Source organism: Lysinibacillus sp. ZYM-1 (genome assembly GCF_001308875.1).
Classification (GTDB): domain Bacteria; phylum Bacillota; class Bacilli; order Bacillales_A; family Planococcaceae; genus Lysinibacillus.
In genome coordinates this window covers 11,617-27,449 of record NZ_KQ465121.1, presented here as the reverse complement: position 1 = coordinate 27,449, position 15,833 = coordinate 11,617, and the positions used below count along the sequence as shown (strand labels likewise).

12 protein-coding genes are annotated in these 15,833 nt (G+C 37.4%); 9 read left to right on the top strand and 3 right to left on the bottom strand.

What is annotated here, in order from left to right; genetic code table 11:
* Window positions 1-59 precede the first annotated feature (59 nt).
* From AO843_RS13655 to AO843_RS13645, 3 genes are all read right to left on the bottom strand, one after another.
* The gene (locus AO843_RS13655) at window positions 60-1,724 is read right to left on the bottom strand and encodes a peptide ABC transporter substrate-binding protein (RefSeq protein ID WP_054611649.1); all 1,665 of its coding nucleotides are present in this window, start codon (window positions 1,722-1,724) and stop codon (window positions 60-62) included.
* 911 nt (window positions 1,725-2,635) lie between these two features.
* Window positions 2,636-4,321, bottom strand: a complete 1,686-nt coding sequence (locus AO843_RS13650) for a methyl-accepting chemotaxis protein (protein WP_054611648.1) — start codon at window positions 4,319-4,321, stop codon at window positions 2,636-2,638.
* Window positions 4,322-4,573: 252 nt separating this feature from the next.
* Entirely contained in the window at window positions 4,574-6,268 is a 1,695-nt protein-coding gene (locus AO843_RS13645) for an Rqc2 family fibronectin-binding protein (protein ID WP_054611647.1), read from the bottom strand.
* Between the two features lie 260 nt (window positions 6,269-6,528).
* On the opposite strand from AO843_RS13645, the gene AO843_RS13640 reads away from it, so the two are divergent.
* The 9 genes from AO843_RS13640 (at window position 6,529) to rlmN (ending at window position 15,831) form a co-directional block, all read left to right on the top strand.
* Entirely contained in the window at window positions 6,529-7,404 is an 876-nt protein-coding gene (locus AO843_RS13640) for a YicC/YloC family endoribonuclease (protein WP_054611646.1), read from the top strand.
* Window positions 7,405-7,447: 43 nt separating this feature from the next.
* The gene (gmk, locus tag AO843_RS13635) at window positions 7,448-8,065 is read left to right on the top strand and encodes a guanylate kinase (protein WP_054611645.1); all 618 of its coding nucleotides are present in this window, start codon (window positions 7,448-7,450) and stop codon (window positions 8,063-8,065) included.
* A 3-nt stretch (window positions 8,066-8,068) separates the two neighbouring features.
* A complete protein-coding gene (rpoZ, locus tag AO843_RS13630) occupies window positions 8,069-8,296 on the top strand; it encodes a DNA-directed RNA polymerase subunit omega (protein ID WP_054611644.1) in 228 nt (75 codons plus the stop codon).
* 100 nt (window positions 8,297-8,396) lie between these two features.
* Entirely contained in the window at window positions 8,397-9,401 is a 1,005-nt protein-coding gene (coaBC, locus tag AO843_RS13625) for a bifunctional phosphopantothenoylcysteine decarboxylase/phosphopantothenate--cysteine ligase CoaBC (RefSeq protein ID WP_054611643.1), read from the top strand.
* Window positions 9,398-11,809, top strand: a complete 2,412-nt coding sequence (gene priA / locus AO843_RS13620) for a primosomal protein N' (protein ID WP_082389473.1) — start codon at window positions 9,398-9,400, stop codon at window positions 11,807-11,809. Before coaBC ends, priA begins: the two co-directional genes overlap by 4 nt.
* An 84-nt stretch (window positions 11,810-11,893) precedes the next feature.
* A complete protein-coding gene (def, locus tag AO843_RS13615; protein ID WP_054611642.1) occupies window positions 11,894-12,388 on the top strand; it encodes a peptide deformylase in 495 nt (164 codons plus the stop codon).
* A gap of 1 nt (window position 12,389) precedes the next feature.
* Window positions 12,390-13,331 carry a methionyl-tRNA formyltransferase gene (gene fmt / locus AO843_RS13610; RefSeq protein WP_054611641.1) on the top strand — a complete coding sequence of 314 codons (942 nt, stop codon included), beginning with the start codon at window positions 12,390-12,392 and terminating at the stop codon, window positions 13,329-13,331.
* Window positions 13,328-14,689, top strand: coding sequence for a 16S rRNA (cytosine(967)-C(5))-methyltransferase RsmB (rsmB, locus tag AO843_RS13605; protein ID WP_054611640.1), 1,362 nt, complete (start codon window positions 13,328-13,330; stop codon window positions 14,687-14,689). The genes fmt and rsmB overlap by 4 nt, the downstream gene beginning before the upstream one ends.
* A complete protein-coding gene (gene rlmN / locus AO843_RS13600; RefSeq protein ID WP_197278924.1) occupies window positions 14,689-15,831 on the top strand; it encodes a dual-specificity RNA methyltransferase RlmN in 1,143 nt (380 codons plus the stop codon). The genes rsmB and rlmN overlap by 1 nt, the downstream gene beginning before the upstream one ends.
* The last annotated feature ends 2 nt before the right edge of the window (window positions 15,832-15,833 follow it).

Genomic DNA, 15,833 nt, shown 5'->3' with positions numbered 1-15,833 from the left:
TGGCTACGAGGCAGCTCTTTGCTGTAGAGCTAAAAACCGAAATAAAATAATATGATTAATTATTTTTTTTCTACTACAACCTCTTTAAGTGGAATGTTACCTAGAACATCCGCTTGAATGTTTTTCACGTTATCTTGTACTACAGAAAGATTAGTGTAGTAGTAGATAGGAGCAGCAGGTAATTCATTCATTAGGATTGCCTCTGCTTGTTTTAGAAGATCAAGACGTTTAGCTGGATCTGTTTCTAAATTAGATTGATCTAATAATTTTTTATATTCTGCATTTTCCCAACCAGTATCATTATTACCGTTGTCAGCAGTGTCATAGATTTCTAAGAATGTATATGCGTCGTTATAGTCACCTGTCCAGCCTAGACGTCCAGCTTGGTAATCTAATTGGTTAAGCTTCTCAAGGTAAACTTGCCATTCTGAGTTATCAAGACCTACCTTAATACCAAGGTTTTTTGTCCAGCCCTCTTGTATAAATTGAGCGATTGCAGCATGTCCTTCACTTGTGTTGAAAGAAATGTTAACAGTGATTTCTGATGGATCTTTAATACCAAGTTCTTGCATACCAGCTTCAAGTGCAGCTTTTGCGCCTTCAATATCATTATCCTTATAGTAACCACGGTCCTCTTCAAAACCACTAACAGCGATTGGAACCATACCTAATGCAGGTTTTTGCTCCCCTTTAGTGATATTGTCGATTAAACCTTGACGATTCATTGCTAATGTTAACGCTTTTCGAATGTTAGCGTTTCCAGTAAATTTATCTTTTGTATTTAATTTATAGACATATACAGAAGCTTGGTCAGCAATTTTTAATGAACCATCTGCTTTGAATCCATCAATTACATCAAGTCCAATAGTTTGGTATGGAGCACCAAGATAGTCAATTTCTCCAGCTTTAAACATTGTAGCTGCAGTTGTTTCAGATTCAACCATACCGATATTAACAGTTTCTAAAGAAACTTTATCAGCATCCCAGTATTCTGGGTTTTTCTTTAATACGATTGTATCGTTGTGTCTCCATTCATTTAAAGTGAATGGTCCGTTTGTTACATAGTCATCACCAGCATCAGCGTACCAGTTTTCATTACCCTCAACTACTTTTTGATTTAACGGTGCATATGTTTTGAATGCTGTTAATTCTAAGAAGTAAGGAGTTGGGTTTTCTAAAGTAACTACTAAAGTTTTGTCATCTTCCGCTTTAACACCTACGTCATCAGCAGAACCTTCACCACTGTTGTAAGCAGCAGCGCCTTTAATTGAGTAAAAGATTGAAGCATACTCAGAAAGATTATCTGGGTTTAATGCCCATTTCCATGCGTATTCGAAATCCTTTGCCGTTACTGGATCTCCATTGGACCATTTATTATCACGTAATGTGAACGTGTAAGTTTTTTGGTCATCGCTAATTGTCCAGTCAGAAGCGGCAGCAGCAACTGGTTTAGCATTTTCATCTAGAGATGTTAAATTTTCAAATACGTTTGTAAGAATTGCACTAGAAGTTGTATCTGTTGCTAATCCCGGATGTAATGATGGTGGCTCAGAAGCTACTACTAAGTTTAATTCGCCACCTGATGAAGTTGTTTCAGATGAACCAGCATCTTTACCGTCGTCTTTTGATTTTTCAGACGAATCTCCACCGAAGCCACATGCAGCAAGTACTAATGAAAATACTGCAAGGACTGTTAGTAATAAAAACTTTTTGTTTTTATTCATATGAATCCCCCTTATACAATTTTTAAGCCTTTTGTGAAGCTCCTATTTAATATACCAAAAAAATCATTGTGCACAAAATAAAAAAGATTCAAATTTATATAGTATTATCTGACAGTTAAGAGAATAATAAATTTTTCCGATTTAACACGCTAAAGAAATAGAGCATGTGTATATTAAAAATTTGATAATTACCTATTCTGAATATCAAAAATAGAATAAAAATAAAAAAATGATTTACTATATAGAAAATTCCTATTTTTTAGATAATAATATCAATATTTGAAAAATGATACAAAAGTCATAGATGTAATACCTTGAGGGATTTGCATAGATTTGTAGAAAATCTAAGTAAAACTCAGTGAATTAGTTTCATTTGCAGGTGATTTATTGTAATTAACGATAGCGGAACATGATTATTTCTATCTATTAATGATATATAAGAAACTTGTTTTGTATTTTTCTAGGATTAAACAGTTGTTGATTAGAAAAAGGAATAATAGAGTAAATCTATGAAAAAATGTACCCATACTAAGGAAAAATTGGATTTAATGAAACATCAGTTGTCCCAAATATATTCTTTTGAAATAATTTCCTTGAAATTAGAGTATACATGCATATATGCAAACGTATTAAGTTTTATTCATCAAAGAGCTAGTATATAAAATGCTTGATTCATGTATGTTTTCTTCCAATCTAATCCATTTATTTAGTATTGTTTTTTTGAGGATGTCATTTGTCTTACTGACGAGGATTGATTATGCAAATAATTACTAAAAATCTGATTATTTAACGTTCAAGTCCTGTGCAAATATCTCAATAAAGGGATTTTAATATGTCTTTCAGAAGATCTACATGACAATATGAACAAAAAATAGCGCATTCCCAGTATAGAGAATGCACCATTTGCTTCATTAAAGTTTAAACTGATTAATTTGATGCTGTAAATCTAAGGACTTTTCACTTAGATGTGCGGCAACCTGGTTAACTTGCTGCATCGTGAGTGTTTGTTCTCTGCTAGCTGAGGCTACTATTTGGGTGCTGGTTGAGGTAGTCGAAGCACCGTGAGCAATTTCTGCGACTGAAGCTGCTACTTGTTCTGCGCTAGCTGAAATTTCTTCAGAAGTTGCTGATATATCTTCTATTTGATCTGTCATTGCATTAATGGCTTTTACGATTGCCTCAAATGCTTGACCAGCATGACCAATGATTTTGACACCGTCTGTGACTGAGTGGATGCCATCTAAAACAGCTTTTTCTACATTTTGCGTATCTTCTTGAATCTCCTGCGTTAAGGTAACAATTTGATTAGCAGATTGTTTGGATTCTTCAGCGAGTTTACGGACCTCATCTGCGACAACAGCAAATCCCTTCCCATGCTCTCCAGCACGTGCTGCTTCAATAGCTGCATTGAGTGCCAATAAATTAGTTTGATCGGTGATTGCTGTAATAACAGTAGTAATTTGGCTAATCTCTTCGGATTGTTTACTTAATTTTTGAACAAGGTTGTTGATTATCTGTGTTGAGTCATGGATAACACTCATTTGTTGTTGAGCATCTTCTACTGTGCTGTTCCCATTTGTTGCTAATTTAGAGGTTGTTACAGCATTATGATGAAGTTGTTGTGTTGCTTCGGCTATACGTTGGACGCCAACCGCTGTTTCATCCATTGCATGAGCACTTTCGTTGGCTGCGATTGTAGCAGTTTCAGCTGCAATGGCTGTTTCGTTAATACGCACTGTTATCTCGTCGGCTGAGGCAGTAATATCTTCTGTAGAAGCCGAAAGTTCTTCTACAGAGGCAGTTAAATGCTCAGTATTGTCTTGAATATGTGTCAATAAGGTTTTCAGGTTGCCCTTCATCGAATTAAAGGCCGTTGAAAGTTGACCAATTTCATCTTTAGCATGGTAAGTTACATCTTGATGATATAATTCCCCGTTTGCAATATGGTTTGCCGCATGGACTACCGTTTTTAATGGTCGCGAAATAGTTCGCTGTATATAAACCATTAGGAAAATACCAAGGACGACACCAATAATTATGGCGATAATTGAGATAATTTGAGAGCTAAAAACTGCTTGTTTAGATTCTTGTGTAACCTTTTCAAGTTGTCCCTTTTGATAGTTCGCAATTTTATCTGATACATCTTGGATGGCTTTATTAGCTCGCTGTACTTCACCATTGACCTTTTGTAAAGCTCCTTCCAAGTTACCTGCTTCAAAAAGTGTGAGTGCATCATTAGCCGATTTATTAAAAGCATCATTATACGTATTTAATTCATTTGCATATGTATCCATTTCAGATGAATTTGATTTTTCTTTGATTTCAGCTACATACTTATCAAGTAAATTTGCATGTTCTATGAAGCTCTCTTTATTAGCAGGATTGTCTTCAATGAAAATTGAGCGAATAAAAAGACCTTGCATGGCCATCTCAAATTGAATATCATCTGCTAATTCCACAAGGGCTACGTGACCGTCCAATGCATTTTCAATCTTCTTTTCGATGTGTGAAAATAGCATGAACATAATCATTAATGAAATGATTAACGTGAGAATAATGGTAAAGAATCCGAAACTTAATTTTTTGCCTACAGACATATTGATACGCCCTTTCCAAAATGCTATTCAATCTTTTATATTTTGATTTTGCTTTGCTAAAAGGTAGAAGTCAATAACTGTAGTAAGAAACAGTTCAGATGATTCATATGTTTTTTAATCATTATTATAATAAGGAAGATTGTCTGTAAGAATCAATCAAGATGTGGCTGTTTTCATCGTTTTATAGTACTGATTACGTGCTAACAAATGAAAAAAAGAAAAAACCGAGAAAATCCATCTCGGTTTCTATCTTTACGACTGCTTTTTTAGTTGTAAAATGACAGCTTCATCAGGATCGATATACAAAGTTTTTTGTTCGAAGTAAATCACAAAACCAGGTTTGGCCCCATTTGGTTTCTTGACCTGGCGAATTTCTGTGTAATCCACTGGAACAGAAGAAGAGTCTCTTGCTTTTGAAAAATAGGCAGCTAATGTGGCTGCTTCACGCAAAGTTGTTTCATCAGGTTCACTAGAATGGATCACAACATGGGAACCTGGAATATCCTTCGTGTGTAACCAGATATCTGTACGTTTGGCTATTTTAAATGTCAGCATATCATTTTGCTTGTTGTTCTTGCCTACAGAGATGCCCATTCCTGTAGAGGAAACATAGTGTTCGGGCTCCGGTTTTACGGGCTTTTTCTTTTTCTTTGAATGGCGTAGTTTCAAGTAGCCTTGCTCAGCAAGTTCTTCACGAATTTCTTCAATATCCCCAGGGGAGGCTTGTTGAACTTGTTGTGCCAGCATTTCAAAGTAAGATATTTCTTCTTTTGTTTTTTCAAGTTGTTCTTGCACCATGATTAATGCATTTTTTGCTTTCGTATATTTCGTATAATAGCTTTGAGCATTTTCTATAGGCGTTTTACGCTCACTGACCTGAATGGTAATCTCTTCACTATCTTCACTGTAATAATTTGTGACTGTTACTTCTTTGACCCCTTTTTCAAAAGCATAAATATTGGCCATTAATAGCTCACCATATAGCTGGAATTGATCGAGCTTTGAGGCGCGCTCAAAATCCTTTGTCAGTTTTTTCGTTTTTAAAGACAGTTTATCAATTTCATTTTGTAGCCATCTTTCTAAATCACCTGCTTGCTGCTTGACGCGGTCCCGCTCCGCACGTGCAAAGAATACACGATCAAGAAGTTCATGAACATTCGGATAAACTGTAACATCCCCATGTAAGTGGGTTAACTCTATTGGTGAGAAGTAAGTTTTGTGATTAGCCCATACATACATAGGACTCGTACCGCCATTTGCAAAAGCAGCTATAAAGTCTTTGAAACATTGTACTCGATTCGATGTTGATGACATGCGGTACAATAATTCCTCAGCATGAAGAGGTGAAAAACCAGTAAATTGTGTCACGACTTCTTTGGCAGTTTTGGTTTCCGAAAAAAATGTTGATAACTCTTCGTCTGTAACTAGTAAGGGATTCCATTTATTTTGTGTTGGTGGAGCTAGATAAGGTTGACCAGGTAATACCGTACGAAAACTATTTACAGATGGAGGTAAGTGCTTTAAACTATCAACAATTTTATCTTGCTCTTTATCAATTAAAAGTAGATTACTATGTCTACCCATAATTTCAGCATGCAGTTCTCTGACAATAGGGTCACCAATTTCATTTTTACTTTCGATTTCTACTATTATAATACGATCAAAACCAAGCTGTTTAATGGAGGAAATAAAACCACCCTCTAAATGCTTGCGCAACAGCATACAAAACATAGGAGGTTCTGCAGGGTTATCAATCGTTTGCTCTGTAAGATGCACTCGTGCATAAGAAGAATGAATAGAAAAAAGCAATTTATGATTTTTTCCGTTAGCACGAACTTGGAAAACAACCTCTTGAGCGTTAGGTTGATGTATTTTTGTAATCCGACCTGTCACTAGTTGTTGTAGGTCGGCTGTTATTGAATAAGTAAATAAGCCGTCAAATGCCATATGAATTCCTCTTTCCAATGATAACAAGCATCTTGGTACTTTCGTATTTTTTTCTGAATGCATTTAATTTATGTCAATTAGCTTCTGCAAATGCATTAATTGTATGTTTATCATAGCATTTTTTAGGTGAATATTAAAATATAGCTTCAATTGTGGTAGAATTAGCTTTTATTCGATTCAATTTTTTTTGGAGAGTCGTCATATTCGATTAAAGCTTATGTTATAATATTCCCAGTATGCAAAGAAAGGTGTGACGAACCTTGGTGCGTAGTATGACTGGTTTTGGCAGAGGTGTCACAACAACTAGAGACTTTCAATTAACCGTAGAAATGCGCTCGGTCAACCATCGCTTTTTAGAAATTAATGCTAAATTTCCGAAGGAATGGCTTGAGGCGGAAATTTTTGCAAAGAAACTTATTTCTCAAGCTTTGTCACGCGGCAAAATTGATGTGATGGTATATGTGAAGGACTTAGATAATGTAGAGCAATCTATTGAGATTAATTGGTCATTAATTGAAGCGTATCGTAAGGCAAAAGAGCAATTAGCAAGTAAGGTACCACTAGAAGAAAAATGGACGATGCAGGAGCTTTTATCGTTAGAGCAAGCACTCGTACAGCAAAAACCACAACTGACACCAGAGGATTTGCTTAGTGCCGTTGAACAAGCGATTTCACATGCGATTGAACAACTCGTTCTTATGCGTGAGCGTGAGGGGCAAGAATTGCAGGAAGTTGTTGTACAATATAAGGAACAGTTAAAGGAACAGGTGAATCAAATACGTTCATGCTCATCTCTTGCTGTTGAAAAATATCGTACACGATTAGTAGATCGAATTGCAGAAGTAGCAGATGGAACTTTGTTAGATGACCGTTTACTAGCAGAAGTAGCGATTTTTGCAGAACGTGTTGACATCTCCGAAGAATTAGACAGATTAGATAGTCATTTTAATCAACTGGAAGAAACTTTACTTGAAACGATTTCAGTCGGCCGGAAATTAGACTTTTTAATGCAGGAAATTCATCGAGAGATCAATACAATTGGTTCAAAAAATCAATCTACAGAAGCAGCGGTTGCTGTTGTTCAGGCGAAAACAATTTTAGAAAAGATGCGTGAGCAAGTTCAAAATATCGAATAACTTGCGCGTGTCTGTTATAAATTAAGGGAGATATAGAGAATAAATGATAAAAGAACGTGGATTATTAATTGTTCTGTCTGGCCCATCCGGTGTAGGTAAAGGGACAGTGCGAAAAGAATTATTTTCTCAGCCGAATACGAATTATGAGTATTCCATCTCGATGACGACACGAAATCCTCGCGAAGGTGAAATAGATGGTGTAGACTATTTTTTCAAGACACGTGAAGACTTTGAAACGTTAATTGAACAGGGCGGCTTATTAGAGCATGCTGAATTTGTAGGGAACTACTATGGTACACCACTGGCCTATGTGAATGAAACATTGGATGCAGGTCGTGATGTGTTTTTAGAAATCGAAGTGCAGGGTGCAGCACAAATTCGTAAAAAAGCACCAGATGCCTTATTTATTTTCTTAGCCCCTCCAAGTTTAACTGAATTAAAAGATCGTTTAGTTGGACGTGGGACGGAAACAGAGGACATCATAGCGAAACGCATTGCTACAGCAAGTGAAGAGCTTGAAATGATGAGCTTATATGATTACGTTGTAGAGAATGATGAAGTAACAAATGCCTGCGATCGTATTAATGCGATTATTAAAGCAGAGCATTGCCGTAGAGAACGTGTTGAAAAAAGATATTTGTCAATGTTGAGAGGAGAATAAACAATGTTATACCCATCAGTAGATGCTTTAAAAAAGGAAATCGATTCAAAATATTCATTAGTGAGCCTTGCTTCAAAACGTGCTCGTCAAATGCAAGAAGAGCAAAATACGGAACGTTTACACAAGTATGTTTCCTATAAATATGTAGGAAAAGCACTTGAAGAAGTAGCAGCAGGTGTACTTACAAAAGTAACACAGGATGAGTCAACTGTGTACGAAGACGAAATCTAACTTTAATGTTAGTCAGCAGTAGATTTGATTATACAGTATGCCGAGAGCTCCCAGGGAATCCTCCTTTGGGAGCTTATCATTTGAAGGGAAGACACCTAGCATGAATAAAAATATTTTACTATGTGTTTCAGGCGGGATTGCCGTATATAAAGCTGTTGCTCTTGTTAGCAAGCTATCACAAGCAGGGGCAAACGTAAAAGTTATTATGACTGCCTCTGCTAGACAGTTTGTGAATCCATTAAGCTTTCAAGTGATGTCCAAAAATGATGTTTATTTTGACACGTTTGATGAAAAAGATTCAAGTGTGATTGCCCATATTGACTTAGCGGATTGGGCTGATTTGATTTTAGTTGCCCCTGCAACTGCCAATGTTATTGGAAAAATGGCTAATGGTATTGCAGATGATATGGCAACAACAACCTTACTTGCAACTACTGCTCCTGTATGGATAGCTCCAGCAATGAATGTACACATGTATGACCATCCAGCAGTAAAGCGTAATTTAGATAGATTAGCAGCAGATGGCTATCAATTTATAGAGCCTTCAGAAGGGTTTTTAGCATGTGGTTATGTCGGTAAGGGACGTTTAGAAGAACCAGAAAAAATAACGGCTATTGTTAAGGATTTTTTTTCAGAGAAAACCCAACCACTTACAGATAAAACGGTAGTAGTGACAGTTGGTGGCTTGCATGTACCTTTGGATGAACAGCATATTATTAGTCCACAAGCGAATGGTGTCATTGGACAGGCTTTAGCTAATGAGGCGAGGGCACTAGGAGCACGTGTTATACAAATAGAAAATGGTAGTTTGAATGATTTTATACAGCAGCTTGAAGACTATAAGGATCAAGATCCACAAGTACTCTTGATACATGCAGCGAATGTACCGACAATGGAGAAAACGCCACTTGTTTCGGTAGACGGAATCAAGGCTGTCACATTTGGTCAAAAAGTGCTTGGTGAACCAATGCTCAACATTCAATCGGAACGTTGGATTGACTTCAGTGAGAAAGCACAGCTAAATGGGCAGATAATTGCTACGACTAACCCACAGCAATTTGCCCGAACATTATGGTCTCATATTCTAAAGGGTGAGGAGCAATGAGCTTATTGATAGCGGAAGTCATTGTAGACGTCTCGACTTACCATGTCGACCGTCCTTTCGATTATCAAGTACCTCCTGAATGGGTAAACGTAATAGAAAAGGGCTGTCGTGTAAAAGTTCCGTTTGGTCCTAGAAATGTTTTAGGCTTTGTAGTGGGATTAAAAACCGAAACAGCCGTACCACTCAATAAATTAAAATCAATCACTCAAATTTTAGATATGGAGCCAGTATTAACTGCAGAATTGCTGCAAATGGCGAAGTGGTTGAAGAATCACACGATTTGCTATGAAATAGATGCTTTACAAGTAATGTTACCTTCAGCATTACGTGCAAAATATGAAAAAATTATAAAAATACATGAAGCTCAAGATCTACCGAATGAAGTGCAAGTGATTTTTGGTAAGCGACAACAAATTAATTTTAAAGAATTTGAACGGGCAGATTTACTCCCATTATTAAAGCAATTAGTTGCCGAAAATAAGGTGACCATTGAAAATGTTGTGAAACAACAGGGCCAAGTTAAAGAAATACGTATGGTGAAAATTATAGAAGAGCCTAAAGTGATTGAAAAAGCATTAGAGCAATCAACTAGAGCTGTAAAACAACGTCTACTACTAGAATGGATGGGTCAGCATTTAGGGGAAGTTTTGTCACCACAACAAATTTGTGAGGAAGCAGGAATTTCTTCATCAGTTTTAGAAGGTGTTATTGACAAAGGCGCTGCACAATTTATTCAAGAGGAAGTGTATCGTGATCCATTTACAAAGGAAGTTGCACGTACGCATGCTTTACAATTAACTGATGAGCAGCAGGTTGCTCTACAGGCCATTATTGCAACGATGGAGCAGCAACAAGCGCAAACATTTTTGTTGCATGGTGTAACAGGGAGCGGTAAGACAGAGGTTTATTTACAAGCTATACAAAAGGTACTTGACGAAGGCAAAGAAGCTATTATGCTCGTACCTGAAATCTCTTTAACCCCTCAAATGACAGAGCGTTTCCGCAGTCGTTTTGGCGAGATGGTTGCGGTTATGCATAGCGGACTGTCTGTTGGCGAAAAGTATGATGAATGGCGCAAAATCCAGCAAGGGAAAGTGAGCGTAGTAGTTGGTGCTCGTTCAGCTATTTTTGCACCCTTTACGAATATTGGACTCATAATTTTGGATGAAGAGCATGAATCTACTTATAAACAAGAAGACTCACCACGTTACCATGCAAGAGATGTGGCCATTTGGCGTAGTGAGTATTATAATTGTCCTGTTATTTTGGGCAGTGCTACACCAGGATTAGAATCATTTGCAAGAGCTAAAAAAGGTGTTTATACGCTACTTTCATTAAAGCTGAGAGCATTACATCAATCCTTACCAACCGTTTTTATTGCAGACATGCGTGAAGAGCTTCGACAAGGAAATCGATCCATGTTTTCGCAATCACTTATTGAAGCCATCCGTTTAAGATTAGAGAAAAAAGAGCAAATGGTGTTATTTTTAAATCGGCGTGGCTACTCGTCTTTTGTGCTATGTCGGGATTGTGGGACAGTTGTACAATGTCCCAATTGTGACATCTCTTTAACCTATCATCGCACAACAGAAAAATTGAAATGCCATTATTGCGGTTATGAGGAACATGTTCCTCAAATCTGTCCGCAATGCCAAAGTGATCATATTCGTTATTTTGGTACAGGTACACAAAAAGTAGAGGAAGAATTATTTAAGCTGTTTCCAGAAGCAAGAGTATTGCGTATGGATGTTGATACAACGAAGCATAAAGGGGCACATGAAGAAATTTTAGGGGTTTTTGGAGAGGGACAAGCAGATATTTTACTTGGTACTCAAATGATTGCGAAAGGGCTTGATTTTCCGAATATTACACTTGTAGGTGTACTCAGCGCCGATACCTCCTTACATTTACCAGATTACCGTGCAGCGGAACGTACATTCCAGCTATTAACACAGGTAAGTGGGAGAGCAGGACGACATGATAAACCTGGAGAGGTAATTATTCAGACCTATACACCTGAGCATTACGCAATCGAATTAGCTAAAACGCAGGATTATGAACCATTTTATGAACGAGAGATGTTTCTACGGCGTCGTTCTAGCTATCCTCCCTATTATTATGTGGCACTCGTGCAAATTTCTCATGAAGATGTGATGATGGCTGCGGAATACGCTGGTCGTATGGCAGATTGGTTACGTGGAAATTTATCGAATCAAGTAGCCATTATTGGCCCGACGACTGCAAGTATTGCTCGACTCCAAAATAGATATCGTTATCAATGTTTGATAAAATATAAAATTGAACCAAATCTAATTCCGGTTTTACAGCGTTTGCTTGCTATGTATCGAGCAGATTGGATCAAACAAGGAATATTAATGACGGTAGATTTAGATCCGTCTACCATATAAGATGAGAGCCGTTTTACTAAAAGGGCATATATCAATTAAATAAACGGTATAGCTCTAGCTTAAAGCAGAAATGAGGATATAATAATGGCAATAAAAAAAGTAGTTGAACATCCAGCGCAAGTACTTTCAACACCGTGTTCAGAAGTGACAGAAATTAATGATGAAATTATTACATTACTGGATGATTTGTATGACACAATGGTGGAATATGATGGTGTTGGGATTGCCGCACCTCAAATTAATATAGGTTTACGAGTAGCGATTGTAGAGCTAGGTGAGGAACGCGATATTTTAGAAATGATAAATCCAACTGTTATTGAAACGGACGGAGCTGAAATAGATATTGAAGGTTGCTTGAGTTTCCCAGAATTATATGGTGAGGTAGAACGCCCTAACTATGTGAAAATTGAAGCATGCGACCGTGAAGGACGTGTCTATGAATTAGAAGCTGGAGGCTTTGATGCTCGTGCAATCTTACATGAAATTGATCATTTAGATGGCGTGCTATTTAATTCAAAAATAAAACGTATTGTAACACAAGAAGAACTTGAAGAAATGTACGCTGAAGAGGAGGAATAAAATGACTTCTATTATTTTTATGGGGACACCTGATTTCTCCGCACCCATTTTGCGTATGCTACATGATGAAGGATACGATATTAAAGCAGTCGTTACGCAACCTGATCGACCAGTGGGGCGTAAACGTGTATTGACACCACCACCTGTAAAGGCAGCAGCTTTGGAGCTAGGCTTACCTATTATACAACCAGAAAAACTACGTGGCTCTGAGGAACTACAACAGATTCTTACCTTACAGCCAGATCTAGTCATTACAGCTGCTTTTGGACAAATTTTGCCAAAAGAACTATTAGATGCTCCTGTACTTGGCTGCATTAATGTCCATGCTTCCTTATTACCAAAATATCGTGGAGGCGCTCCTATTCACCAAGCTATTATGGATGGGGAAAAAGAAACGGGCGTAACAATCATGTATATGGAAGAAAAGCTTGATGCAGGTGATATTATTTCTCAAAGAGCTATCCCTATTGAACAAGATGATTATACGGGTAGATTTTTTGATAAGCTAAGTATTGTTGGCCGTGATTTATTAAAAGAGACACTTCCATCTATTATTAATGGAACAAATAGCCGTACAGTGCAAGATGAAGCGCAAGTTACCTTTGCCAGCAATATTTCGAGAGACCAAGAACGTATTGATTGGACAAAGGATGCCACAACTCTTTACAATCAAGTACGCGGGCTTCATCCATGGCCAGTAGCTTATACTACTTTTGAAGATGGTAATTTTAAAGTTTGGTGGGCGACTATTGGCAATAGCAAGCATGATACTATTCCTGGAACTGTTGTAGCGATTGCAAAAGACCATTTTGAAGTAGCGGCAGGCAATGGGACAACACTAGCATTATATGATGTACAACCTGCAGGTAAAAAGCGCATGACAGCTGAGGAATATTTACGTGGTACAGGTTCTAAATTACAGATTGGGGACCAATTTAAATGAGTAAAAAAAGTGTAGTTATTTGGGATGGAAATGTGCGAGACGCTGCATTATCTATTCTGTTAGCAGTTGATAAAAATCAAGCCTATAGCAATTTACTTCTAAATGAAACCATTAAACGACATAAGATAGAGGCGAAGGATCGCGCTTTATTAACAGAATTAACATATGGTACATTGCAACATAAAATGACACTGGATTATTATTTAGAGCCTTTTATCCGTGGTTCTATAGATCATTGGGTTCGATGGTTATTGCGAATATCTTTATATCAAATGCATTATTTAACGCGTATTCCAGCGCATGCTGCTGTTAATGAGGCGGTAGAAATTGCGAAGCGCCGAGGGCATCGTGGTATTGCTTCGACGGTCAATGGTATTTTAAGATCTGTGCTACGTCAAGGTGTTCCTTCTACAAATGACATAGAAAATCCGATAGAGCGTCTTGCTATTGAAACAAGTCATCCAATATGGCTAGTACAACGTTTTGTTGATAACTATGGTCTAGATGTAGCTACAGGAATGTTACATGAAAATAATGTGCCACCTATGCAAACCGTCCGTGTGAATACAACAAAAGTAACTGTTAAGCAAGCGATGGCAGAACTTGAAGCAGAAGGTTTAACAGCAAAACAAAGCGACGTTATGCCAGAATGCTTACACATAACAAATGGTCAGCCTGCCCGTACAAATGCATTTAAAGAGGGGCTTTTTACCATACAAGATGAGAGTTCGATGATACCAGCCAAAGTATTAAATCCATCCCCAGGTATGCGTGTTTTTGATATGTGTGCCGCACCAGGAGGAAAAACAACACATTTAGCTGAAATCATGAAAAATGAAGGCTCTATTTTAGCAACAGACCTTCATCCACATAAATTAGATTTAATCGACCATAATACAGAACGTCTAGGGCTTGATATTATTGAAACTGCCCCGATTGACGGACGTAAAGCACCAGATTTTTTACAAGCAGAGTCATATGATGCAATTTTAGTGGATGCACCTTGTAGTGGACTGGGGGTTATGCGACGTAAGCCAGATATTAAATATACGAAGCGAGAAGAAGATTTAAAAAATCTTCAAACAATCCAACTAGCATTACTGGATGCAGCTACAAAAGTATTGAAAATTGAGGGTAAGCTTGTGTACAGTACATGTACAGTCGATAAACAAGAAAATGAAGGTACAGTAAAAGCCTTTTTAACAGCGCATCCAGAAATGGAAGCAATACAACTAGAATCTTTACCGACAAAATTAGCGGAAAAGCAAGCCAATGGCATGCTTCAAGTCTTTCCACAAGACTTTGGCAGTGACGGTTTCTTCGTTGCCGCCTTTCGTAAAAAAGGAGAATCCAACTAATGGTGGATCAAGAGAAATTTAATGAACGTATCAACGATTTAGTTGATGAAGCAGAAGAAAAACCAGTTCGACGGGTGAAAAAAGAAAAACCAGATTTAAAAGAATCCATTTATTCATTCCAGCCACATCAATTAGAAGATTGGCTAAAGGAAAATGGAGAAAAGCCTTTCCGTGCAGCTCAGATTTTTGACTGGTTATATAATAAAAGAGTTAAAACGTTTGAAGAGATGTCAAACCTTGCAAAGGGATTACGGGACAAGCTGTCTGCAAATTTTGCATTATCGACATTATCAACCATTATCAAGCAAGAGTCTAAAGATGGTACTATTAAATTTTTATTTCAATTGCAAGATGGTTACTCTATAGAAACAGTACTAATGCGCCATGAATACGGCAACTCTGTTTGTGTAACAACACAGGTAGGATGCCGTATTGGATGTACATTTTGTGCCTCAACTTTAGGTGGTTTGAAGCGACATTTATTGGCTGGAGAAATTGTGGAGCAAGTTGTAAAAGTACAGCAAACTTTAGATGAAGTGGGCGAGCGAGTATCACATATTGTTATTATGGGAATTGGAGAGCCTTTCGATAATTATGATGCAATGATGAACTTCTTAAAAGTGATCAATCATGAAAAAGGGTTAAATATTGGTGCTCGACACATCACTGTATCAACATCAGGTATTGTACCTAAAATTTACCAATTTGCTGATGAACAATTACAAATTAACTTTGCGGTGTCTCTTCATGCACCAAATCAAGAGGCTCGTCAAAAGCTTATGCCAATTGCGCGTGCTTATAAATTAGATGAATTAATGGAAGCCGTTCGTTACTATACTAAAAAAACTGGCAGACGTGTGAGTTTTGAGTATGGTTTAATGTCTGGTGAAAATGATTCTGTAGAAATTGCAGAGGAGCTATCTGCTTTAATAAAAGGAATTAAATGTCACGTAAATTTAATTCCTGTAAACTACGTACCAGAACGGGATTATGTTCGTACGTCTCGTAGCCAAATTTTTGCGTTTGAAAAAACGTTAAAGAAAAATGGTATAAACGTAACGATCCGCCGGGAGCAAGGTTCTGACATTGCAGCTGCGTGTGGTCAATTACGTGCGCAAGAGAGATCTGAAGAAACGAGGTGACC

What these genes read in the sequence shown, in the direction of transcription:
- coaBC (WP_054611643.1), top strand. Translation starts at nt 8,397, where the DNA reads ATGAATAAAAATATTTTACTATGTGTTTCAGGCGGGATTGCCGTATAT.
- rlmN (WP_197278924.1), top strand. Translation starts at nt 14,689, where the DNA reads ATGGTGGATCAAGAGAAATTTAATGAACGTATCAACGATTTAGTTGAT.
- def (WP_054611642.1), top strand. Translation starts at nt 11,894, where the DNA reads ATGGCAATAAAAAAAGTAGTTGAACATCCAGCGCAAGTACTTTCAACA.
- gmk (WP_054611645.1), top strand. Translation starts at nt 7,448, where the DNA reads ATGATAAAAGAACGTGGATTATTAATTGTTCTGTCTGGCCCATCCGGT.
- AO843_RS13655 (WP_054611649.1), bottom strand. Translation starts at nt 1,724, where the DNA reads ATGAATAAAAACAAAAAGTTTTTATTACTAACAGTCCTTGCAGTATTT.
- priA (WP_082389473.1), top strand. Translation starts at nt 9,398, where the DNA reads ATGAGCTTATTGATAGCGGAAGTCATTGTAGACGTCTCGACTTACCAT.
- AO843_RS13650 (WP_054611648.1), bottom strand. Translation starts at nt 4,321, where the DNA reads ATGTCTGTAGGCAAAAAATTAAGTTTCGGATTCTTTACCATTATTCTC.
- AO843_RS13645 (WP_054611647.1), bottom strand. Translation starts at nt 6,268, where the DNA reads ATGGCATTTGACGGCTTATTTACTTATTCAATAACAGCCGACCTACAA.
- rsmB (WP_054611640.1), top strand. Translation starts at nt 13,328, where the DNA reads ATGAGTAAAAAAAGTGTAGTTATTTGGGATGGAAATGTGCGAGACGCT.
- rpoZ (WP_054611644.1), top strand. Translation starts at nt 8,069, where the DNA reads ATGTTATACCCATCAGTAGATGCTTTAAAAAAGGAAATCGATTCAAAA.
- fmt (WP_054611641.1), top strand. Translation starts at nt 12,390, where the DNA reads ATGACTTCTATTATTTTTATGGGGACACCTGATTTCTCCGCACCCATT.